This is a genomic window from Nanchangia anserum, from assembly GCF_015240065.1.
Classification (GTDB): Bacteria; Actinomycetota; Actinomycetes; order Actinomycetales; family Actinomycetaceae; genus Nanchangia; species Nanchangia anserum.
Genome location: NZ_CP060506.1, coordinates 90859 through 113334, shown reverse-complemented (window position 1 = coordinate 113334; position 22476 = coordinate 90859). Strand labels below are relative to the sequence as shown.

The 22476-nt window shown below is 66.3% G+C and carries 18 protein-coding genes; 8 read left to right on the top strand and 10 right to left on the bottom strand.

From position 1 onward, the window contains the following. The first annotated feature begins 13 nt into the window (after positions 1-13). From H8R18_RS00460 to H8R18_RS00435, 6 genes are all read left to right on the top strand, one after another. Entirely contained in the window at positions 14-388 is a 375-nt protein-coding gene (locus tag H8R18_RS00460) for an MFS transporter (protein WP_194189290.1), read from the top strand. Beyond that, entirely contained in the window at positions 385-1212 is an 828-nt protein-coding gene (locus H8R18_RS00455) for an MFS transporter (protein WP_194189289.1), read from the top strand. The genes H8R18_RS00460 and H8R18_RS00455 overlap by 4 nt, the downstream gene beginning before the upstream one ends. A 155-nt stretch (positions 1213-1367) precedes the next feature. Beyond that, positions 1368-2204, top strand: coding sequence for an ABC transporter ATP-binding protein (locus tag H8R18_RS00450; protein WP_194189288.1), 837 nt, complete (start codon positions 1368-1370; stop codon positions 2202-2204). Next, positions 2201-3016: an ABC transporter permease gene (locus tag H8R18_RS00445; protein WP_191071741.1), complete on the top strand. Its 816-nt coding sequence runs from the start codon at positions 2201-2203 to the stop codon at positions 3014-3016. Before H8R18_RS00450 ends, H8R18_RS00445 begins: the two co-directional genes overlap by 4 nt. A 4-nt stretch (positions 3017-3020) precedes the next feature. Further along, on the top strand, positions 3021-4181 hold the full coding sequence (locus H8R18_RS00440) for a sensor histidine kinase (RefSeq protein ID WP_191071740.1): 1161 nt from the start codon (positions 3021-3023) through the stop codon (positions 4179-4181). Beyond that, positions 4156-4761 carry a response regulator transcription factor gene (locus H8R18_RS00435; protein ID WP_191072009.1) on the top strand — a complete coding sequence of 202 codons (606 nt, stop codon included), beginning with the start codon at positions 4156-4158 and terminating at the stop codon, positions 4759-4761. Before H8R18_RS00440 ends, H8R18_RS00435 begins: the two co-directional genes overlap by 26 nt. A 59-nt stretch (positions 4762-4820) precedes the next feature. On the opposite strand, the gene H8R18_RS00430 is transcribed toward H8R18_RS00435, so the two are convergent. Together H8R18_RS00430 and H8R18_RS00425 are read right to left on the bottom strand one after the other, a co-directional pair. Then, the gene (locus H8R18_RS00430) at positions 4821-6734 is read right to left on the bottom strand and encodes an MFS transporter (protein ID WP_191071739.1); all 1914 of its coding nucleotides are present in this window, start codon (positions 6732-6734) and stop codon (positions 4821-4823) included. A 127-nt stretch (positions 6735-6861) separates the two neighbouring features. Next, positions 6862-7350: a hypothetical protein gene (locus tag H8R18_RS00425; RefSeq protein WP_191071738.1), complete on the bottom strand. Its 489-nt coding sequence runs from the start codon at positions 7348-7350 to the stop codon at positions 6862-6864. Positions 7351-7527: 177 nt separating this feature from the next. Here H8R18_RS00425 and H8R18_RS00420 point away from each other — a divergent pair, with 177 nt between their 5' ends. Further along, positions 7528-8661, top strand: a complete 1134-nt coding sequence (locus H8R18_RS00420) for an ABC transporter ATP-binding protein (protein WP_191071737.1) — start codon at positions 7528-7530, stop codon at positions 8659-8661. A 158-nt stretch (positions 8662-8819) separates the two neighbouring features. Here the strand turns inward: H8R18_RS00420 and H8R18_RS00415 are convergent, their stop codons facing one another. The 3 genes from H8R18_RS00415 to H8R18_RS00405 all read right to left on the bottom strand — a co-directional run bounded on the left by H8R18_RS00415 (position 8820) and on the right by H8R18_RS00405 (position 12204). Next, entirely contained in the window at positions 8820-9092 is a 273-nt protein-coding gene (locus H8R18_RS00415) for an HPr family phosphocarrier protein (protein ID WP_191071736.1), read from the bottom strand. Between the two features lie 90 nt (positions 9093-9182). After that, a complete protein-coding gene (locus H8R18_RS00410) occupies positions 9183-11219 on the bottom strand; it encodes a PTS fructose transporter subunit IIABC (protein ID WP_191071735.1) in 2037 nt (678 codons plus the stop codon). Beyond that, positions 11212-12204 (bottom strand): 1-phosphofructokinase family hexose kinase, encoded by a 993-nt coding sequence (locus H8R18_RS00405; protein WP_191071734.1) that lies wholly within the window; start codon positions 12202-12204, stop codon positions 11212-11214. The genes H8R18_RS00410 and H8R18_RS00405 overlap by 8 nt, the downstream gene beginning before the upstream one ends. Before the next feature lie 155 nt (positions 12205-12359). Here H8R18_RS00405 and ptsP point away from each other — a divergent pair, with 155 nt between their 5' ends. After that, the gene (ptsP, locus tag H8R18_RS00400; RefSeq protein WP_191071733.1) at positions 12360-14036 is read left to right on the top strand and encodes a phosphoenolpyruvate--protein phosphotransferase; all 1677 of its coding nucleotides are present in this window, start codon (positions 12360-12362) and stop codon (positions 14034-14036) included. Positions 14037-14087: 51 nt separating this feature from the next. Here ptsP and H8R18_RS00395 read toward each other — a convergent pair whose 3' ends face one another. The 5 genes from H8R18_RS00395 to H8R18_RS08965 all read right to left on the bottom strand — a co-directional run bounded on the left by H8R18_RS00395 (position 14088) and on the right by H8R18_RS08965 (position 22248). After that, entirely contained in the window at positions 14088-15011 is a 924-nt protein-coding gene (locus H8R18_RS00395) for an alpha/beta hydrolase fold domain-containing protein (protein ID WP_191071732.1), read from the bottom strand. 22 nt (positions 15012-15033) lie between these two features. Beyond that, positions 15034-16863, bottom strand: a complete 1830-nt coding sequence (locus tag H8R18_RS00390; RefSeq protein WP_191072008.1) for a chloride channel protein — start codon at positions 16861-16863, stop codon at positions 15034-15036. Positions 16864-16865: 2 nt separating this feature from the next. Next, entirely contained in the window at positions 16866-17285 is a 420-nt protein-coding gene (locus H8R18_RS00385) for a hypothetical protein (protein ID WP_191071731.1), read from the bottom strand. 185 nt (positions 17286-17470) lie between these two features. After that, positions 17471-20785, bottom strand: a complete 3315-nt coding sequence (locus tag H8R18_RS00380) for an Ig-like domain-containing protein (RefSeq protein ID WP_227712916.1) — start codon at positions 20783-20785, stop codon at positions 17471-17473. Between the two features lie 14 nt (positions 20786-20799). Further along, positions 20800-22248 (bottom strand): invasin domain 3-containing protein, encoded by a 1449-nt coding sequence (locus H8R18_RS08965; RefSeq protein WP_227712915.1) that lies wholly within the window; start codon positions 22246-22248, stop codon positions 20800-20802. Positions 22249-22476: the final 228 nt, after the last annotated feature.

Below are 22476 nucleotides of genomic sequence, written 5' to 3'. Positions count from 1 at the left end.
GCCAGGAGGTGTCGTGTCTGCTTCGTCGCGCCCGCGTTTGTTTACCCGCCAGTTCCTCACCGGAGCAATCGGCAACGCGACGATGTCCTTCTCGTTCTTCATGTACATGTCCTCCATCGCGGGGTATTCGGTCGACGTGCTGGGAGCCTCGGCGGCGATGGGCGGAATCGTCTCGGGGCTCTTCGTCATCGCCGCGACCATTGGGCGCCTCATCACGGCACCATTCGTCACCCTCGTCGGACGCCGGGTCGCGCTGATGAGCGCGGTGATCGTATTCATGCTGGCATCGGGCGGCTACATGCTCGCCGACAACCTCGCCGAGGTCGTTCTCACCCGGTGTTGCCACGGCCTGGGTATGGGCGTGGGGGCGACACGCTGGGTGCGGTGACGCTCGCCGCGGCCCCGCGCTCACGTCAGGCCGAAGCCTCGGGATGGTTCGGTGCGGGCCTGGCGTTAGCCAGCGGCCTCGGCCCCGGAGTAGCGACGATCCTCATGAGGACGTACGGATACGACGCGATCTTCCTCCTCGGCTTCGTCTTGTCGTTTGCGACGGTGGCGTTTACGTGGGTGATGCTGCTCGAGGTGCCCAAGCGCGCTCGTGGGCGGCGATTCCTCAAGCCGCCGTTCACTCCCTCGGCGTTCGTCACCGTCAAGGCGCTGCCCATCGGGTTCGTCACGTTCTTGCCTGCCCTGGGCTTTGCATCGGTGTTGACCTACCTCACGACTTATGCCGCCGAACGTGATCTTGCGCGCGCGGCCGGCTTCTATTTCCTCCTCTATGCCGCCGTCATCATGGTTGCCCGGCCGCTGGCGGGGATCATCCAGGATCGTCACGGCCACGACATCGTCATCATCCCGGCGATCATCAGCGCCGGCCTCGGCTTGGGCCTGACGGCATGGGCGGGTAACGGGGCCGCGTTGTTGGCCGGAGGCGGTTTCTTGGGCCTGGGCTACGGCACGCTCATCTCGGCGGGACAGGCGATGGCTATCTCGCGCGTGGGACCCCTCGACGTCGGCCTCGCGGTCGGGTCCTTCTATCTGCTCGTCGATTCGGGGACGGGAGCGGGACCGATCGTGCTGGGGCCGGTCGCCGAGCATTTCGGGTACGCGGCGATGCTGTGGGTTGGTGTCGGCTTGAGCGCCGTGGCCCTCGTCATCTATCTCGCCGGCATCTCGGAGTGCATCGCCGGCCGGCGTCGCGCCCACCCCTGACATATGTCACGGGCTCTTCTGGCTATTTGCTCTAGGTAACGGCGCGCCCGTGCGCGGATCCTTGGGGCATGAGTCAAACCACTGCACCACCGCCTCGCGCCATCTTCACACGTGGACTCAGGAAGTCTTTTGGAGATGTCCTGGCCGTCGATGACGTGGATCTCGACATCTCGCCCGGCGAGATCGTTGCGCTCCTCGGCCCCAACGGTGCCGGCAAGACGACGCTGATCGACATCATCTTGGGGCTGCAATCGCCCGATCGGGGCGAGCGGATGTTGTGTGGGCTGTCCCCGCGCGACGCCATTGCTCGCGGCCTCGTCGGTGCGCTCCACCAGCACGGCGCCCTCCTGACCGATCTGCGCGTCGGTTCCCTCGTACGATTCGTCGCGGACACCATGGAAACGCACCGCGACCTCGACGAGCTCATGGTGGCGACGGGAATCGAGGCGCTGGCGCGGCGGCGCGTGGGGAAATGCTCGGGCGGGGAACAGCAGCGGATTCGTCTCGCCCTGGCGCTCCTATCCGATCCCCTGTTCCTCTTTCTCGACGAACCGACGGTCGGGATGGACGTCGCCTCGCGCACGGCGTTTTGGCAGATTATGGACGACGAGGCCCAGCGGGGCCGCACCATCGTGTTCGCGACGCACTATCTCACCGAGGCTCAGCAATACGCCCAACGCACCATCATCATGCGTTCGGGTCGGGTCATCGCCGACGGCTCGACCGCGCAACTCGCCGCCGACTACGCGGACTCGACCCTGACTCTGCGCTGCGATGCGACCGACACCGTCGCCCGCGACGCCCTCGAATCGGCATCCGCCGGTCGCCCGTGGCACATCACGGTGGAGGGCGGGATGGTCACCGTTCGCGGAAACGATCTCGACGATGCCGCCCGGGCTGGCCTGGCTTTGCCCGGCGCACGCGATCTCAGCCTCACCCATTCGACGATCGAGGACGCCTACCTCGCCTTGACCACGCAGACGACGCTATGACAACGCTCACCCCCACCAACCACACCGATGTCTTTATGCGCGAGCTCTCCACACGTCACCCGACCTCGTGGCACAGGGGATTTCTCGCGACGACACGCCACGAAATCGTCAACAAACTCGTCAACATCTGGACCGTTGCTTTCGTCATCGGTATTCCCGCGCTCATGTATCTCATGTTCGGCACGAACGACAAGATCGCTGATGTCTCGGTGGGAAACGGCAACGTCTCGGCGCATATCCTCATCTCGCTCGCACAATTTGGTGCGGCGATGGCGGCGACGACGCTGACGACCTCGCTTGCCGTCGAATACGTCACCGGATGGCCTCGCACGCTCGCTCTCACGCCTTTAGGCTTGCGGCCATGGTTGGCGGCAAAGGTCATCGCGGCGGTATGCGTGTCCGCGTGCGTGCTGGCGGTGATCTACCTGCTGGGATTTGCTCTGCGCGCGCACATGGACGCGCTCGTGTGGGCACAGGCCTTTGTCCTGTCGTGGGTGCTGTCGGTTATCCCAGCATTGTTGGGGATGGTCGTTGCCATCGTCGTCGGCTCGGATCAGGCGTACGGGATCCTCGGTGGCGGAATGTCCGTTCTCGGTTTCTTCTCGGGCATGTTTATCCCGCTCGACTCGCTGGGGCCGGTGTTTCAGGCAATCGCGAAGTTCACGCCACTGTGGGGCATGAATACGATCGCGCTGGCTCCGCTCTATGGGTGGCAGACGCTGGGGTGGGAACCGATCGTCAACGTCGCTGTATGGAGCCTCGTACTCCTGGCAGCGGCCGTGTGGACGGCACGGCGACTGACGCGACGGTGACACGATGATCGCCTGGATAAGCCGCGTATTCTCCGTCTCGGAAGACCGCGCCTCGAGTTTTGCCTACGCCGCACCGTGGACCGTGTTCATCATCATCGGGCAGGTCGCGGTGGCCTCTTCTGCCCCTCATTCGGTGAGGTCATGGTTGTTTGTTGCCAGTCAATGCGTCTTCCTTATCGGCTATATGGCCCAGTGGCTGCTGCACGATCCGGCACCGAGATCGCGACGAATGCGCCCGCGAGCGCTCGTGTCGCCGCTGGCGTTGGCGGTGGTGGCGGTGTGCTCGATTGTTCTCGTTCCCTCGGCTGGCATCTTTAATGCGGCGTTTTTCGCCTGCCTGGTTCTGCTGCTGACTCCGAGGTCGCTGTTGTGGCCTGCCTTCGGGGGTGTCACGGCGGTCGTCGCTCTCGCTTGTATCCCGGTGGCTATCGCTGAGCCCGGCTTGCTCATTCCGGTGACGATTTCCTATGTCGGTACCAGCCTGTTTTTGGTCATGGTTCGGCGTTCCCTTGAGGAGGGCATCGAGCAGACGCTTGCCCTCACTCGTGAGGCCTATGATGCGGCGCAGGCTGAGCGCGATCGGATGGCGTCGGATCTTCACGACGTCTTGGGGCAGTCGCTGACGGCGATGTCGACGCTATCGCAGCTGTCGGCGCGTCTCATCGATGCCGGGCGTCTGGATGAGGCGCGCGGGGCGTCGATGCAGGTTGCTGAGCTCTCGCGTGAGGCTCTCGCGCAGATGCGGGCGGTTGTTCATTCGCGCCAGCAGCGCCGCGTTGACGAGGAGTTGGCCAGTGCGCAGCTGTTGACCGATAGTGCGGGAATCGCTGTGAGCGTTGAGGGGGAGGTTCCCCGGTTCACGAGTGAGGTTGAGACTCTCGTTGCTCATACGATCCGTGAGTCGGTGGCTAACGTCGTTCATCATTCGCGTGCCACGTCGTGTCGTATCCGCTTCGCGAGTGATGGGGTCACGGTCACCAACGATGGTGTCGATCAGTCGGGCGCGGAATCGGCCCGGGGCGGGCGTGGCTTGGCGAATCTGCGCGCGCGGGCTCAGGGGCTTGGGCGCATCGACGCGGGTCGGGTCGGTGGCGAGTGGCGGGTGCAGCTTAAGCTGGATCCGAAGGTGGGTGGTGCCGGTGATTCGAGTGGCGGTGGTCGATGATCAGGCGCTGATTCGCGGTGCTTTGGCTGCCTTGCTTGGGCTCGAACCCGATATTGAGGTGGTGGCGACGGCGTCGTCTGGCGACGAGATCGTCTCGGTGCTCGCCGATGAGACCGTTGATGTTGTCCTTATGGATGTGGAGATGCCGGGTGGTGATGGGATTGCGACGTGTGCGCAGATCCGTGCGCGTTTTCCCTCTACGCGTGTCCTCATCGTCACGACCTTTGGGCGTGCCGGTTACGTGCGGCGGGCCTTCGCGGCCGGGGCCAGCGGGTTTGTCGTCAAGGATGCGCCGGCTGAGGAGCTGGCGCGTCACGTGCGCGATGTCCATGCGGGATTGCGGGTGATCGATCCACAGCTGGCTTCCGATTCCTTGGCGGTGGGGATCAATCCGTTGACGCCTCGCGAACGCGAGGTTCTTTGTGCGGTCGAGCTGGGCGGGACGATTAGTGACATTGCGGCTCGCCTCCACGTGTCGGCAGGCACGGTCCGCAATCATGTCTCGGCCGCGATGGGGAAGACCCAGGCACGCACGCGTGCCGATGCCGCGCGCGTTGCCCGAGATAACGGGTGGTTGTAGGTACAGGAAACGGCGCGGTCCCTCACGTGTGAGGGACCGCGCCGTTTTTCTGTCACTGGCTACACGACGGGAACCATCGTGCGCAGCAGCTCGGTGCGGTTGATGACGCCGACGAGGCGACCGTTGTCGAGGACGGGGACCTTTTTGACGTGGCGATCGGACAGCGCCTCGCATACGTCTTGCAGGCTGGCATCCGCGTCGACGGAGACCGGTCGGCGGAAGGCGACGTCCATGACGGGGATGTCTTTGAGGCGTTCGATCTGGCCCGAGAGGTCCTTTTCCTGCGCCCACAGGGCGTAGACGTAGGCCATGTTAATGGCGTCTTGGCCTTCACCGGAGAGGGCGCGCAGCAGGGCACCGTCGGTGACGAAGCCGACGAGGGTGTCGTTGTCGCCGATCACGGGCATACCCGAGGTGCGCTTGCGGGCCATGAGGGTGAGGGCATCGTAGGCGCTCGCCGTCGAATCGACGCTGAACACCTCCTTTTGCATGACCGTCTGGGCGGTTGCCTCGGAGTGGATGCGCGGTGTCGCGGATTCAGCTGCACTGTGATGGGCAGCCGGTTCGTCGTGGTGGTCGCCGACGCGGCGCTTGCCGGCCTCGCGGGCCATGCCCAGGGCGACGAGGAAGCCGACGAACGTGACGCCGCAGGCAACCAGCGTGGCCGCGTGGAAGCCGTCGGCGGCGGCGACGAGCGCCGTGGCGCGGGAGTTCTGCTCGGCCAGCGAGTAGACGCCCATGAACAGCGCCGATCCGAAGCACCCGGCCAGCTGGAAGGCGGTGCCGACGATCGTCGTGCCGTGGGGGTAGAGGTCGGGGGTCAGGCGCGACAGCGCGTGCGACTGGGAGGGGCCGACGACCATCGCGCACCCGGCGATGGCGGGGGCGTAGCAGGCGATGACCATGGCCGAGGTCGCGGTCTCGTCGAGTCGCGAGAGCACAACCATGCTGGCGAAAACGACGAACATGCCGACGGGAACCATGATGCGCACGCCGAACTTATCGAAGATTTTGCCGGCCACGGGCGCGAGCACGCACGAGACGAGGCAGGGCGGCAGCAGCGTGAGGGCGGCGACCATCGGGGTGAATCCGAGGGCCGACTGCATGAACACCGGCAGGATCATGTTCAGCGAGAACACGGTCATCAGGGCAATGACAACCAGCAAGACACCGAGGTTGAAGCCGGTCGTCATCAGCGGGGCGAGGTTGAGCAGCGGGTGCGCGCAACGACGCTGACGAACGAGGAAGGCCGCGATGACGATGATGCCGACGACGGCGATGACGGCGCCAAGCAGGGCCTGTCCCTTGAAGAGGATCGAGGAGCCGTACATGAGGCCGATCAGACCGACCGAGGCAAGGATGACCGAGGCGGCGTCCAGACGCGGCTTGGTGAGTTCGGCGATGTCCTTGACAGCAACCAGCGACAAGATGATGACGAGGACGATCATGACGGCGAACACGGCGAACAGGCCGTGCCACGAAGTCAGCGACATGATGCCGCCGGCGACGATCGGGCCAAACGCGGGGCCAAGCGTCGTCATCGCCGAGACGATCCCCATGTAGATGCCGAGCTTATGGGGCGGTGCCACCGCGAGCGTGAGGTTCATGCCGATGGGCACAACCATGCCGGTGCCAATCGCTTGAATGACGCGGGCCGCGACGAGGATGGGGAAGGTCGGGGCAATGACGCCGACCAGGGAGCCGACGAGCAGCAGGCCGAGCGAGATCAAGACGAGGCGGCGGGTCGCGATTGAACGATAGAGGAAGCCGGTGAGGGGAACGACGACGGCAGCGACGAGCATATAGGCCGTCGTCACCCACTGCCCCGTTGCCGCGTCGAGCGAAAAATCGCCCATGATCGGCGTGAGGGCCACGTTGAGGAATGTTTCATTAAAGGTCGCGAGGAAACTCGATGAGGCTACGACGGCCAGAATCCATGCCGGTTTCACGGAGCGTGAATCTGCTGCGCGCATACGATGGGGACTCCTGTACGCAATAAACGGAACGCCGTCGCGTAAACGACGGCGTTAGCGCGCCATGTAGCGCGCATCGGGGAACGTAACACAAATGCCCGATGCTTCGTAAGTTGCCGCTAACTGGCTACATCTGGGCCAGGACAGGAGCGACGAACGCGGCCGGCGCGATGCCGATGACCGCCCCGAGGGCGGGGTAGACGAGCAGCTGCACCCACCCCGTGACCTGGTCGGGCCACGTCCGATCATTGTCGCGGCACACAAGCACGGCGGCCAGCGCACACACGTATGCCAGGGCGATGGCGTAAAAGGGAAACAGGGTCTTGCCCGTGAGGAGGATAGCGCCGGCACACACGGCGCCAACCAGGGCAGCGACGTTGATAATCGTCGCGGGACTCATCCCGACGCCCTCTGCGGTGCCGCGTGCACACGCGACGCGAACAGCGGCGAGGACGATGAGCAGCAGGCACGCCGCGATGACGCCGCAGGCGAGCCGCACTCCCAGGCCCGGGCTGGGCAACCGGGTGACGCACAGGGCGGCCAGGGCAACGCATACCTCGCCGATGCGCGCGAGCGCCCTCGCGATGTCGGGTTCGCGGTTATCTGTTGCGTTCACGATGCCTCCAGACAGTGACCTGCGTCGCTTTTGGCCCGGACTTCCCCAGGGTATGTCATACTTAGTGGCGGACGCCACCAGGCGTTCGTGTCAACGCAGACACGCATCACCGTTGCTGCACAGACACTCCACTCGGATCGTCGGGCACGTACCTGCCCGTGGAGGAGATAAATAAACATGGCAACTGTCCGGTTTGACAATGTCAGCCGCATCTACCCGGGTGCTACGGAACCCGCGGTGAAGAACCTCAACCTTGAGGTCGCAGACGGCGAATTCCTCGTTCTCGTCGGCCCGTCCGGCTGTGGTAAGACCACGTCGCTGCGCATGTTGGCCGGTCTTGAGGACGTCAACGAGGGCCACATTTACATTGGCGACAAGGACGTCACCAACGTCCAGCCGAAGGATCGCGACATCGCGATGGTCTTCCAGAACTACGCCCTCTACCCGCACATGACGGTGCGCGACAACATGGGCTTCGCTCTGAAGATCGCCAAGCTGCCCAAGGACGAGATCAACAAGCGCGTCGAAAAGGCGGCGAAGACCCTGGGCCTGACCCAGTACCTCGACCGCAAGCCGAAGGCCCTCTCGGGTGGTCAGCGTCAGCGTGTCGCCATGGGGCGCGCGATCGTTCGCCAGCCGCAGGTGTTCCTCATGGACGAGCCGCTGTCCAACCTCGACGCCAAGCTGCGTGTGCAAACGCGTACGCAGATCGCCTCGCTTCAGCACGAGCTCGGGGTTACGACCCTGTACGTGACTCACGACCAGACCGAAGCGATGACGATGGGTGACCGGATCGCCGTTATCAAGGACGGCATCCTCCAGCAGGTCGGCACCCCGCGCGAGCTCTACGATCGCCCCGCGAACTCCTTCGTCGCCGGCTTCATCGGCTCGCCGTCGATGAACCTCGGACGCTTCCGTGTCGAGGGCGAGCACGCGGTTCTCGGCGAGGCCCGCGTCCCGCTCAGCGCCGCCACCCGCGACGCTCTGACGAGCGCCGACAACGGCCAGATCATCATCGGTTTCCGCCCCGAGGGCCTGCAGATTGCCCCCGAAGGTGCCACGGCGACGATCCCGCTGACGATCGACCTCGTTGAAGAGCTCGGTTCGGACGCCTACGTCTACGGCCACCTGGCCTCGGGCGAGCAGCTGAGCATCAGCGACGATGACGACTCGTCGGACAAGTTCGGTCAGATCGTCGTGCGCGTTCCTCCGCACACGGCGCCGCCGGCCGGCAACGTCATGCACCTGCAGATCGAGCCGGGCAAGCAGCACAACTTCTCGGCTGCCACGACAATGCGTCTGCCCGACTAAGCGGGCACTCGCCTCACACGCGATCAGCGGCGGCGGAGTCAACCTTCGGGTGGCTCCGCCGCCGTCGTCTCTACAGCCACCCGTCCGGTTGTCGTAATAGGGAGACGCCGCGGCCCCGGATGATGCTCCGGGGCCGCGGCGTCGGTGTGTGTCAGTGCTTACGCGTCGAGGTCTTTCTCGATGAGCGCGGCGATCTTGTCGACCGCTTCCGCGTTGTCCGAGCGCACGACGACGCGGTCACCGTGCTTGGCACCCAGCGTCATGACGAGCAGAGCCGAGGCGGCGTCGACGCCCTCGTCTTCGTCGTCCTGGTCGCCCTCGATGAACAGGAGGATGTCGTCGTCGAACTCGTCGGCGGCCTCGGCCACAATCGAGGCGGGGCGGGCGTGCAGGCCCACCGACGAGCCGACGGTCACGATCTTTTCGGCCATGGAGATTCTCCTTTTGGTCAACGGTCCCGGCGGGACCACTCGGTTTCCATTGTTGACAGCAACGCGACGTCGCGTGCGGCTTATATGAGACTAACCCGTCACACTCACCGTGTCCGCGTTAGCCTGCAGTTTCCTGTAGTGCAGTCCCTTCGCGATGGTCACCGCGCAGGCTCCGACGAGAACGCCGGCGACGATGGAGATGAGGAATCCCCACCACGGCGTGATCGCGAGGATGACGAAGATACCGCCGTGCGGCGCACGCAGGTTGACGCCGAACGCCATCGACAGCGCGCCCGTGACCGCACCGCCAAGCATCATCGACGGGATGACCCGCAGCGGGTCAGCGGCGGCGAACGGAATGGCACCCTCGGAGATGAACGAGGCACCGAGCAGCCACGCGGTCTTGCCGTTTTCGCGCTCGGCCTTCGAGTAGTACTTCTTGCGAATCACGGTCGACAGGGCCATCGCCAGGGGCGGAACCATGCCGGAGGCCATGACGGCGGCCATGACGAGGTAGGGACCCGTGCTCGTCGGCGAACCCTCAGCCAGGCCGGCGGTGGCGAACAGGTAGGCGGCCTTGTTGACGGGGCCACCGAGGTCGAAGCACATCATGAGGCCCAAGATGATGCCGAGAACGACGGCGGAGCCGCCGCTCATCGAGGAGAGGCCAGACTGGAGGGCTTCCATGAGAGCGGCCAGCGGACGCCCGAGGAACGCGAGCATCAACCCGCCGGTGATGAACGTGGCAACCAGGGGAATGATGACGACCGGCATGAGTCCGGCGAGCCAGCGAGGCGGCCTAAACGAGGCCAACCACATGGCGATGACGCCGGCGACGAGCCCGGTGACCAAACCGCCAATGAAGCCGGCACCCGTGAGCACGGAGATCGCACCGCCGACGAAGCCCGGCGCCAGGCCGGGGCGACCAGCCAACCCGAAGGCGATATAGCCCGACAGCGCGGCGACGAGGAATCCCATCGCCACCGATCCCAGTGTTGCCAGCAACGCGCCGATATAGAGAGCCAGGCCAGAGCGTGACATGGCCTCGCCGGAATCCAGCGTGACCGTGCCCGGCAGATCCCAGAACGAATGCGTCAACACGATGTCCTGGGCCTTGAACGCGACGTCGTAGCCGCCGATGACGAACGCCAACGCCGTCAACAGACCGCCGGCGGCGACGAAGGGGATCATGTAGGACACGCCGGTCATGAGGACCTGCTGGATCCGCTTGGCCATCGAGACCTGCTCGTTGCTGCCGCCCTCGCTCGAGGAGCTCTCGGCGCTGACACGGCTCGCCTGCGGGTCCTTGGCGGCGCGAATGGCGCGGTCAATAAGGGCGGGTGCGTCGTCGACGGCGCGCTTGACGCCGACATCGACGACGGGCAGCCCGGCGAAGCGGTGCTTATCGCGCACCTCAACGTCGTGGGCGAAGATGACGGCGTCGGCCGCCTTGATGACCTCGGGATCGAGGAAGTCGATTCCGCCCGATCCCTGCGGCTCCACGGCGATGGTGACGCCGGCCTCGCGGGCGGCGTTTTCCAGATTCTCGGCCGCCATGTAGGTGTGGGCAATGCCGGTGGGGCACGAGGTGACGGCAACGAGGGCGCATGTCGGTGCGCTCGTCGTCTCCGTGGCCGCCGGTGCACTCGGGGCAGATGCCGTCGCCGGCTTCTTCTTTTCCACCTGGGCCATGATGAGGTCAACGACCTCCTCGGCACTTCCGGCAGCTCGCAGCGACGCGACGAAGTCGGGCCGCGCCAACCCCCGCGCGAGGCGCTGGAGCAGCTTCAGGTGCATGTCCCCGGCACCATCGGGCGCGGCGATGAGGAACACGAGGTCGGCCGGGCCGTCCTTGGCGCCGAAATCCACGGGTTTCGGCAGCCGGGCAAACCCGAGCGCCGCCGTCGTCACGGCCCGCGAGCGCGCGTGGGGGATGGCGAATCCGCCGGGGAATCCCGTGGCTCCCTGTGCTTCGCGCTCGCCCAGGCTGGCGATGAGGCCGTTGGCTTCGGCGCGGCCTGTTGCGGCAACGCGTCGAGCGAGGGCCGCGATGACGTCTCGTTTGTTCTCACCCAGCGGATGGTCAAGGGACACGAGGTCCGTGGTGATTAGGGGGGCATCACTCATGATGGCTGCCTTTCGTCAGATCGGTGAGTGTCGATTCGTCGGGACGGATATCGGTGGGGCGGGGGCGCCCTGTGCCGGGTAGGGCCGCGGCGGCCGAGCCGTAGGCGCACGCGTGTGCGAGGCAGGTGGCGACGTCGTCGTTGCGCAGGCGTGAGAGGAGATAGCCGGTGAGGGAGGCGTCTCCGGCCCCGACCGTCGAGCGGACGGGGACGTCGGGGGCGGTTGCGTGCCACGCCTCCTCGGCGGTGACGGCGATGGCGCCAGCTCCGCCGAGGGTGGCGACGACGGTGTCGATTCCGCGTGCCACCAGTCCGCGCGCGGCCTCGATGACGGGGGCGAAGTTGCCGGCGTCGGCGGCGGCCTCCATGGCGTCGGGGTCGGCACCGACCATCTGGGCGAGTTCCTTCGCGTTCGGTTTGACGATGTCGGGCGCGGCGTCGGGCAGTGACTCGGCCAGGCGCATGAGCGGTCGATCTGAGGTGTCGACGGCGACGAGGACGTCGGGGGCGTCGTGTCGGATCGCCGTGACGGCGCGGATGTAGAAGTCGTCGTCCACCCCGGTGGGCAGCGAGCCGGCGAGGACGACGCAGCGGGCGTGGCGGGCCTCTTCCCTGATGGCCTCAAGCAAGGCGTCAACGTGTTCGGGGGTGAATGCCGGGCCGGCTTCGTTGATCTTCGTCGTCTCGCCGTCGGCGTCGATGACGGCGATGTTTGTGCGCACCTGCTGGTCGATCGCGACGGCCCGCACGGGTACGTCGGCTAGGTCGCCGAGTGGGTCGTCGGGTCCGAGCGGGACGATGGCGCATACTGTGCTGCCTGACTCGCGAGCGACGGCCGCCACGTTGAGGCCCTTGCCGCCGGGTTCGCGCAGTTCGTGGATGATGCGGTGCACGCCGCCCGGGGACAGGGACGCATCAATCGTGACGGTGCGATCAATCGAGGGATTGGGTGTCAACGTGACAATGTCGTAGGTGCACGATGTCATCAAACTGCTCCTTCGCGTCTTCTTGCTACCGCATCCTCCATCCTACCGTCTCTATCTGTCACATATTTGCGACGGGTCACAATCCATTGTCTGACCGCGTTAGCCAACACGCATTAGGCTGGCGATATCTCGTGATTGTCACCGTGGAGGATCTCATGTCTGATTTCGCATCTCGCGATACGTTTGGTACCCCCGTTGTTCCCGGTGTGGCCTATGGTCCCGTCGCCTGGGTCCGCCGCCCCGAAACGCCGTCGACCTCGGCACCGGCACTCGCTGAGGACCAGCGCGACGCCGAGTACGAACGCTTCCAGGAGGCGGCGAGCGTTGTCTCGCAGCGGTTGGCCGAGCGCGCCAAAAAGACAATCGGCACCGCGTCGGATGTGTTGGCAATGACGTCGCAGCTGGCTCGGGACAAGGGGTGGCAGCGCGAAGTTCGCAAGCGTATTCGTAAAGAGGGCACGCCGGCCGTTCAGGCGACGATGGCGGCAACCGATACTTTCGTGGCGCTTTTTAAGGAAGCGGGCGGTTTGATGGCCGAACGCGTCACCGATATTTGCGACGTTCGCGATCGCGTCATCGCCGAATTAGAGGGCCTGCCTGAGCCAGGCATTCCCGTACTCGATCACCCGGTGGTGCTGTTCGCCGACGACCTGGCCCCCGCCGATACCGCCGGCCTGAACCCCGACAACGTCTTGGGTATCGCGACGGTGCTGGGTGGCCCGACGTCGCACACGTCGATTATTGCCCGCCAGCTCGGCATTCCCTGCATCGTTGCCGCGCGCGATCTCGAACAGATTCCGCACGACACCATGGTCCAGCTCGATGGGCGCACCGGGCGTATCGAGATGGATCCCGACCCCGAGGCGGCCCAGGAGGCCGTTGCTGCCGATCGCACGCAGCGTGAGCTGGCAAAGTCGTGGCAGGGGCCGGGACGCACGCGCGATGGCGAGCCGGTGCAGCTGCTCGCCAACATCCAAGATGGCGAGGGCGCGAGGACAGCAGCGGGTTCGCAGGCCGAGGGCGTCGGCCTGTTCCGCACCGAGCTGTGCTTCCTCGGCGCCGCGAGCGAACCGAGTGTCGACCAGCAGGCCGACATTTACCGGCCGGTTTTCGAGGCGTTCCCGGGCCGCAAGGTCGTCGTGCGCACGCTCGATGCCGGCTCGGACAAGCCGGTCGCGTGGGCGAGTGTTCCCGATGAGGAGAATCCGGCGCTGGGTGTGCGCGGTCTGCGCACCTCGGGAATCGATCCGAACCAGCTGCCCCACCAGGTCGACGCGATCGCCCAGGCGGCGGCCGGACGCGAGGGCGAGACGTGGGTGATGGCGCCCATGGTGTCGACGGTGGCCGAGGCCAAGTGGTTCACGGATATGGCTCGCGAGCGCGGTCTTGTGGCCGGCATCATGGTTGAGGTCCCGGCCGTGGCGATCCTCGCCGAGCAGTTCCTCTCGATCGTCGACTTCTTCTCGATTGGTACCAACGACCTCACGCAGTACACGATGGCGGCCGACCGGATGAACCCCAACCTGGCCACCTACACCGATCCGTGGCAGCCGGGCGTCCTCGCCCTCATCGCGCGTACGGCCGAGGCGGGGCGCAAGCTCGGTAAGCCGGTCGGGGTGTGCGGTGAGGCAGCAGCTGATCCGCTGCTCGCGTGTGTCCTTCACGGAATGGGCATCACGTCGCTGTCGATGGCGTCGTCGGCGATCGGCGCCGTGGGGGCCCAGCTGTCGCAGGTGACGGGAGACCAGTGCCGTGAGGCCGCCCAGGCGGTTATCGGTGCCGGCTCGGCGGACGACGCTCGCGCCGAGGCTCGCCGAGTCCTCGGGGCCTAAGCGAACGATTACGGGTGTGGGCGCGGCCGGTGAGCGGTCGCGCCCACGCTCTTATGCGTCGTGTGGCGAGGCGTTGAGGAGGTCGAGGATCGCCGCCCGAGCGACGCGGCCCTCACGGGTGGGGAAGGTTGGCCAGTCGTGGATGCAGCCTCGCCCCACGTGGACGCGCACGGGAGCGCGTTCGCCCCACTCGCGCGCCAGCGACACCGACGCGGTCTTCAACACCTCGTGCTCACCGACGAATAGGTCGATGGGTGGGCACCCGTCGTACTCCCCCAGTCGTGGGCTCACGCGCGGGTCGTCGAGGGGCAGACCGCCGGCGAGCTGACGCCCAAGGACCGGCGTCGATCCCAATGCGATGACCGGGTCCTCGGCCTCGAGAGCCAGCGTGTCGGGATCGGGCGGGGTGACGAAATCCATCGGGGCGCTGAGCACGATGTAGCGGGCAGGCTGGACCTGTTCCTGCGCACGCAGCATCTGGTACAACACGAGGGAGGCGTGCCCGCCGGCAGAGTCTCCCATGACGACGATGTCGCGCGGATCCATCCCGTCCGCCAGGCAGTCTTGCCAGGCCGCCATGATCCCCTCGCGAAATTCCTTGCCCGTCGCATCGGGCAGCAGCGGGTATCGCGGCACGCGCACGCGCAATCCCGACCCTCGTGCGATGGCGGCGACGAATCCGGCTTGGAGGGCCGAGAAACGGAACATCCACGATCCGCCGTGGAAGAACAGGATGCAGCCCGGACGAGCCGGACCGGCTGTGGGGATGTATTCCCAGTACCCGACCGCGGCGTCGCGGTGGTTAACGACCTCGCATCCCACGCGGTAGGGCCACAGGTGGGGCCGGGCACGCCCGAGCGTATGTTTACGCGTGGTCGCCCATTCCCACAGGGTGTCATCGGTGAGTCCGAGCTGGGTCTTATAGGGCAGCGTCGCGGCGTAAGAGTTGATGAGGCGTTGGCTAAAGGAAGTCATCACCCCTATGGTATCGGCCGGCCTACTCCTGGTGGCGGCCCGGCCAGTGAGGGCGCCACGCGCCCTCGTGGAAGCGCTGCTGCATCCGTTGCCCCCACGACGTCACCTCGTCGCCGGCGTGAAGGGCCCGGTGTTGCTCGTCGTAGAGCAGCTGAACGAGGTCGCGAATGCGCAGGACCCCGACGACGCGACGCTCGGCGTTGACGACGGGGACCGCGCGCAGCGGGGTCGCCTCCATGACGCCGAGGAATCGCGAAGGCAGGGTATCGGGCGCCACGCAATCGGTGATGAGGTCGAGGTCGCCGACGGTTGTGGTCTCGGCATCGGGGGTGGTCGAGGCGCGCATGAGGGCCAGACGCGTCACCGAGCCCAGGAATTGGTCGCGGCGGATCACGGGCAAGGAGGTGTCGGGGACGTCGTTGAACGCGCGTACAGCCTCGTCGATCGTGCTTTCCGCACTCAGTAGCGGGGGGACGGGGTGCATGAGTTGACCAGCCGTGCGCCTGCCCATCACGGTGTGCTCGACGGGATCGCGCAAGGTATCGCCTCGGCGCAGCAGCTTTTCCGTGTAGATCGTCGTCGACGTCAGGTAGCGCGACATCCCGGTGGCGACGGCCACGGCCAGGAGCATCGGCAGGATCAGGGAGTATTGGCCGGTCATTTCGACGATGATGAGGGCCGCGGTGAGCGGCGCGCGTGCAGCGGCGGCGAAGGCCGCGCCCATGCCGATGACTCCGTAGACGGCGGCATCCGATGCCGACAGCGGCGACACGACGAGGCCGACGGCCATGCCCGCGGTTGCCCCGATCGCCAGGGACGGGGCGAACACTCCCCCAGAGCCACCGATCGCAATCGTGTAGGCCGTGAAGATCGCGCGCCCCACACACAGGGCGAGCAGAGCACCGATCCCATAGGTGCCGCTAAGCGTATCGACCTGAACGGAACCGCCGGCCCCGTACATCACGGGAAACGCCCACAGCCCCAGACCAAGGAGGAGCGAGCCGAGCGCGGGGCGTGCCCATTCGGGCCACCGATACAACCGATCGACGGCGTCTTCGATGACGTAGAGGAATTTGGCGAACCCCAGGCCTGCCAGACCGGCGATGATGGCGACGGCGACGACCCACCACAGGTCGCCCGCTGCCGCGAGCGAGAGGTTGTGGGGCAGCTCGACGGCCGGATGGTCGCCCAGCAGGGCATGAGAGACGACAGAGGCCGCGACCGACGCGAAGAGGACGTAACTAAACGTCGTCGCACTGAGGCCGCCGAGGATCACCTCCATCGCGAAGCAGGCACCGGCCAGGGGTGCGTTGAACGTCGCCGCAATTCCGGCGGCGCTGCCGCAGCCGGCAAAAAGGATGACCCGTCGGCGCGGAAGGTTGAGCGTGGACGAAATCCACGATCCCAGCGATGCCCCGACTTGAACGATCGGGCCTTCGCGCCCGACCGACCCGCCGCCGCCCAGGGTCAGCGCGGAACCGATGATCTTCACGAGCGCTACTCGCCCGGGAATGCGTCCTCCCTGGCGGGCGACGGCGAGCATGACTTCGGGGACACCGTGGCCGCGCGCGCTCGGGGCGAAGCGCTGAATGAGGGGGCCGTAGATGAGACCCGAGATAACGGGGACGACGATGATGAACCACGAGGGGAAGCCCCACGTGCCATGGGGCGCTCCCGCGTGCGGGGGATAGTCGGTGTAGCCCGTCATCACCCACGTCCACGCCTCAATGCAGTAGTGGAACAGCACCGAGGCGCCGCCGACGATCGCACCGATGACGAGGGCGATGAGGGCGAGAATGATGCGGTTGCGGGCGACTACTCGTCTCAGGGAGCCCGGTAGCGCCGGCAGCATCTTCACTCGGACTCACCCGCGGTAATGCTGACCGGCGCGTTGCGCCACCACAGGCGGATTGCCGTCCCGGCCAGCACGGCCTGGACGAGAGCGATCACAACGGCAGCGATCGGTGCGGCAGTGATCGGAACGAGGAGGACGACAAACGACACGAGCGCGGCGATCGCACTCATGGTTGCGAGCTGGATTGCCCGCGCAACCGCGTCGGGATAGGGGCGGTATCGGCGCAGTCGAACCGCGGTGGCACACATGACGATCGCGGCAAAGCAGCCGCAGAACAGAAATACCAGTGGGGCGAGTCGCGAGCGCTCCAGGACTATGGCGTAGGTGCCGCCGATGACCGCGGCCGCGCCGAGAACGCCGATGAACCCCGTGGCGACGCGGGCACACACCGACGCGGGGGCGTCGTCGTCATACGTCATGTCGCCTCCCATCCGCGCGCCTTCGCTGTGCAGTTTACTCGCCCGACTATCGCGAAACCACTCGCGCCGGGCCTGCTGTAGGCAAGCGGGCGTCACGCTCGCCGCGCGAGTGGTCACGCGACGCGGGGCGGTACCGGACGTCAGTCCCGTACCGCCCCGCGTCAGACGCTCAGCTAGCTACTGCCTCACTCGTGCGTCTTGCGTCGGCGTGCCGCGACGATGCTCCAGCCAGCCAGCAAGAGGGCAGCCGCCGCACCCGCGACCCCCGCAGCCGTGGCACCGGTGCGGGCCAGAGACCCGCGTGATTCCGCTGCCGGCTTGTTAGCGGTGGGCGGCGTGGTAGTCACCGAGCCGGTGCCCGAACTGGAGGAGGATCCGTTCGACCCAAACGTCACCTTTTCCGTGTAGGTCTTGCCGTCAACACCGGTGACAGTGACCGTGATCGTCTCGCCCGGCGTCAGCGGTTTCGGCAGCGTGACGGTGAAGTCGCCGTCTGCGTCGGCCGTCCCCGTCACCACCGTGCCATCAGGCAGGGTGACGGTTACCGGAGCGTTGGGATCCGTCGTGCCGGTGACGGTCTTGCCGTCGTCGGTGATCGTCACGTCGGTCAGACCGTTGGAGGTGAAGTCGGCGGTCGTCGTGGACTGTGACGTCTTTCCGTTGTGCGGGTTCTTCGCAACGACCGTAACCGTGTCACCGTTCGTGACGGCGGGATTGATGGTCGCCGTGTAGTTGCCGTCCTTATCCGTCGTCGTCTCGGTGCACCGCTTGCCGGCCGTGCCGTCGACGCACACCGTGATCGTCGTGTTCGGATCCGACGTGCCGGTGATCGTCCCGGGCTTGGCCGGATCGATCACGATCGTCGGCTTGGCGGGCACGCGCGCGTCGACCGGAGTCTTCACCGTCGTCGTGTTACCAGCCGGGTCCGTGGCGACCACGGTGATGGTCGTGCCGTCCTTCGCCGGGGGAACGAGCTTCGCGGTGAACGAGCCGTCCTCGGCCACCGGAACCTTCACCGTGTGCTCGGTGCCGTCCTTATCCGTGTAGGTGATCTCGACGCTCGCGTCCGGTTCGGTCTTGCCCGTCAGCGAGTCACCCGACGAGTAGTCGTCGGTCGACAGTGCCGGCGGCTTGGCATCAACGACGTAGGGGTCGGAGGGAACAGACGTGTTCCCCGCCGGATCGGTCATCGTGCCCGTCAGCGTCATCCCGTCGACCACCTGGTTGGCGGGAATGGTGAAGGTGACGGCGCCGGTGTTCGGGTCGACCTTGCCGGTCAGACCGGAGTTTCCGGCGGGCTCGCCCGGCTTGGCGATGAGCAGGTTTGCGGTGTTCTTGCCGCTGTCCTTGTCGTCCGGGTTCGGGGTGATGACCGCCGTGTAGGACCCGTCCTCGTTGCGCGTGACCGACAGGCCCGGTTTTCCGGGCGCCGTGTAGTCGACGACGACGCTGGCGGGATCGGAGTCGTTACCCGTCGCCGGGTCCTTAGCCGTGGCGGTGACCGTGTCGCCGTCCTTCAGGCCGGGAACCGGCACGCGATAGTTGCCCTTGGCATCGGCGGTCGTCGTCACGCACGTCTCGCCCACGCACACCGTCACGGTGTTGCCGGGATCCGCGGTTCCCGAGATGACGCCGGGCGTCTTCGGGTCGGCGACCACGGTCGGCGTGCCGGGCTTGGTCAGGTTGACCGTGCCGCGCGCCGGGGTGGACTCCACGCCGGTGTCCTTGTTCGTCACCGTGACGTGCACCGTATCGCCGTGGGCGGGGACCTTGCCCTTGTCGTAGGTGACGGTGAAGGTTCCGTCGCTCGTCGTTCCCGTGCCGATGACGTCGCCGTCAGCGTTCGTCACGGTCACCTTGGACCCATTCGGAACGGACTCGTCGACCTTGCCGGTCACGCCCGTCGCGTTCGCGGCGATATCGCTGGGCGGAGGCGTCGTCACCTGCGGGATGGTTGCCTTGCCCGGCGTCGAGACGTTACCTGCCTTGTCCGCGACCGTCGCTTCGACCGTCAGGGGCTTCTCGGTGCGCTGAGCAACCGGCACCGTGTAGGAGTAGGTGCCGTCGTCGTTCTTCGTCAGCGGAACCTTCTTGCCGTCGATCGTCGCGACAGGATCGCCCTCAACATCACTCGCGGGCGGGGTCACCGTCACGGTCGCCGAACCGTCCGAATTCTCGGTCACCGTCACCTTGGGGGCATCCGGGGCCGTGAAGTCGACCGTCGTCTTGGCCGTGTCGGACGTGTTGCCCGTCTGCGCGTCCTTAGCAACGACGGTGATGACGTCACCGGTCGTCAGCGCGGGGTGAACGGGAACGGTGTAGTGGCCGTTCTCGTCGACCGCCGCGTCGACGCAGTTCTTGGCGTTGACGCACACCGTAACCGTGTCGCCGGGGTGGGCCGTACCAGAGACCTCTCCGGGCTTCTTGGGATCGGGCGCCGAGATCGTCGGGGTCTGCGCCTTGGTCGTGTCGACCGTCAACGGCTTGGACGGAGCCGACGTCGTGTTCGTCGCCGAATCGGTGACGGTCGCCCGCACGGGCTCACCGTTCGCCGGTTCCTTGCCCGGGGTGTAGGTGATCGTGAACGAGCCATCCGAGGTGGTCGTCCCCGTTCCGATCTTCTCGCCGGCGCCGTTGAGCAGCGTCACCGTCGATCCCGTGGCGACGTGATCCGGAGCCTTGCCGGTAACGCCGGTGGCGTTGGCGCTGGTCAGGGTCGGGGCGGCGGGAACAACCGTGATCGGCTTGGTCCCCAGCGGGTTCGAGCCGTCAGGGTTGGCCGACACGCCGATCTGCTGAGTGCCGGGCGCTGTCGGCGTGAAGGGCGGTAGCGGGGCTTTCCCGTCCTTGCCAACCGTGACCTCGACAGGAGCCTCGGCACCGGGAACGCTGACGTAAACCTTGGTGCCTTCGGGCACCGGGTTGCCCGCGGAATCGGTGACAACCGCGTTACCCGGGCTGGGTACCTGGGTTCCCACCGTGCCGGTCAGCGGACCATCGGGCATGGTGACCTTCGCCGGGCTTCCGGCGGTCACCGTGAAGCTCGTCGAGGGACCGGTCTCGCCGCCGACCTGAGCAGTCACCGTGTTCGTTCCAGCCTTCGACGCGGTTGCCGAGCCGCGATAGGTGCCGTCGGGCTGCTTGGTCAACGTGACTGTCTCGGTCGTCCCGTCGGCCTTAGGAACGGCAACGGTCACGGTCGCGCCCTCGGGCACGCTCGTCAGGTTCCCGTGCTCGTCGCGCGGGGTGTAGACGATGGTGATCGGTTGACCGGCGGTCGCGGTGTTGTTCGGCAGCGGAGAGCCGGAGGCGTCGGTGATCACGAGCGTCGAATTCGTCGCGGTCGGCGCACCGGGCGTGACCGTCAGCCGCGCCTTGTCGTCGAGCTGCGGCGTGTTCGGGAACGTCACCTTCGCGTTATCACCCGTCGCCGTCGTCGTCGGCGTCGCCGTTGCCGTGTAGGTGCCATCAGCCTGCTTCGTCAACGTGACCGGGGCCATCACCACGGGCACCTTCACCGTTGGGATTCGCCCATGTCAACGGGGTTGCCATTACGGTCCTTCGGCGTCACGGTCACCGTCACGGGCGTCCCGACAGGAACGGTATCGGTGGCTTTCCCGCCAGCGGTGACGACCACGGTCGTGTCGGTTGCCGAGAGCTCACCGGCGACGAACGTTGCCGTCTGGTTACCCTGCGAGCGAATACTCACCTGTGCGCCATCGAGCGTCACGGCGATCTGTGCGGCACCGGCCTTCGCCTGAGTCGACGTCACCGTGGCCGTGTAGACCCCAGCATGGGTGGCATCTTCCGTGAAGCTACCGACCTGGGCGCCGGGCAATCCCGTGGCCGTAGCAGCGAGCTTCGCCGCCTGGCCCGATACCGGGTTGCCGTGAGCATCCGCCAGCGTGACCGTCACCGTGTGCTGGCCGCCCTCAGCCGGCGCGGCGCCGGTAGAGACGGTGTAGTTCGAGTGACTGACATCGTTGAGATCCGCGGGACCGGCGACGAAGGGGACGTCCACGCTGCCGATCTCGCCCGCGCCGTCACCGGTAACCGAGACGGTGATCGGGAAGGATCCCACCTTGGTCGACCGTACGGCGATCGTGTATCGACCCGGGGTCGACGGATCGGCAACGACGTCGCCGAGGGTGACGCCCGCGGGTGCGCCGGTCGCCCGGAGGCGATCCGCGGCGTTTGCCAGCGGGTTGCCCTTAACGTCCTTCAGCGTGATCTCGATGATCCGGGTGTCCGTATCATTCGCGACGGCCTGGCCATCGCGCAACGTCACCGTCGATGCCTTCGGGTCCGCGGCCGGAGGGGTCGTGCTCGACCACACGGCGTAGACGGTCATGTCGGTTGTGACGGTGGTATCGGCCGTGAAATCGGCTTCGGTCGCCTTCTCGCTGGTGGCCCAGCCGACGAACGTGTAGCCGTCGCGGATGGGCTTAGCCTGCGGGAAGTCACCCTTGAGAGCGGTGCCCACTCCGACGTTCTTGTGTGCGGGAACATCGCCGAGCTGGCCGCCATTCGGATTGAACGTGACGGTCTTCTGCTCGCACGAGGGGATCACCACGTCAGTAGATGGGGAATAGGCGTCGTCCTTGGCCGTCGCGACGGCCTTTGTCAGATCACCCTGGGCAGGGAAGTTCGCCTCGGTTGCCCGCAGGGTGATGTCGGGGCAAGTCGCGAGCTGTGCAGGATCGATGGAGATCGAGAAGTTCTGACCACCGTCGATGTTTCCGGCGACTTTCGCGGACTGACCCAGGACGACCTCTTGCCCCTCGGCGTTCTTGATGTAGGCGGTGACCTGCGTCTTCGTCGTGTTCTGGTGTTGTTTGCCCAGCGTGCCGGTGATCGAACCGGCATTCTTGGCGACCGGGTTGTCGGCCGAGTACTGGGTAGCCGGCGCATTCGTCTTGACCGAGGTGACGGTGATCGGCTGGTCGTCGGAGATCGCGTTCATGCCATCACGGGCGGCGGCGACGAGCTTCTTGTTGCCGTTGGCCGTCACGCCGAGCTCGGCCAGCGTCATGGCCTTGGTGCCCTCCTTGGCCGTATCCGGCAGCTCACCCTCGTCGTCGGGCGTGCTGGCCTGATCGGTGAGCTTGAGCATCCAGTTACCGTTGTCGTCGGCAACCGTTCGGCCGATCGTGTGCCGCTTCGGCTGTTCGGCGGTTCCGGCGGCAGCCTC

Excerpts from the sequence above, each read along its gene's own strand:
- H8R18_RS00410 (WP_191071735.1), bottom strand. The coding sequence starts at position 11,219 with ATGAGTGATGCCCCCCTAATCACCACGGACCTCGTGTCCCTTGACCAT.
- H8R18_RS00405 (WP_191071734.1), bottom strand. The coding sequence starts at position 12,204 with ATGACATCGTGCACCTACGACATTGTCACGTTGACACCCAATCCCTCG.
- H8R18_RS00390 (WP_191072008.1), bottom strand. The coding sequence starts at position 16,863 with ATGCTGCCGGCGCTACCGGGCTCCCTGAGACGAGTAGTCGCCCGCAAC.
- H8R18_RS00415 (WP_191071736.1), bottom strand. The coding sequence starts at position 9,092 with ATGGCCGAAAAGATCGTGACCGTCGGCTCGTCGGTGGGCCTGCACGCC.
- H8R18_RS00420 (WP_191071737.1), top strand. The coding sequence starts at position 7,528 with ATGGCAACTGTCCGGTTTGACAATGTCAGCCGCATCTACCCGGGTGCT.
- H8R18_RS00440 (WP_191071740.1), top strand. The coding sequence starts at position 3,021 with ATGATCGCCTGGATAAGCCGCGTATTCTCCGTCTCGGAAGACCGCGCC.
- H8R18_RS00445 (WP_191071741.1), top strand. The coding sequence starts at position 2,201 with ATGACAACGCTCACCCCCACCAACCACACCGATGTCTTTATGCGCGAG.
- H8R18_RS00430 (WP_191071739.1), bottom strand. The coding sequence starts at position 6,734 with ATGCGCGCAGCAGATTCACGCTCCGTGAAACCGGCATGGATTCTGGCC.
- H8R18_RS00380 (WP_227712916.1), bottom strand. The coding sequence starts at position 20,785 with ATGGCCCCGGTCACGTTGACGAAGCAGGCTGATGGCACCTACACGGCA.
- H8R18_RS00385 (WP_191071731.1), bottom strand. The coding sequence starts at position 17,285 with ATGACGTATGACGACGACGCCCCCGCGTCGGTGTGTGCCCGCGTCGCC.
- H8R18_RS08965 (WP_227712915.1), bottom strand. The coding sequence starts at position 22,248 with ATGAACGCGATCTCCGACGACCAGCCGATCACCGTCACCTCGGTCAAG.
- ptsP (WP_191071733.1), top strand. The coding sequence starts at position 12,360 with ATGTCTGATTTCGCATCTCGCGATACGTTTGGTACCCCCGTTGTTCCC.
- H8R18_RS00395 (WP_191071732.1), bottom strand. The coding sequence starts at position 15,011 with ATGACTTCCTTTAGCCAACGCCTCATCAACTCTTACGCCGCGACGCTG.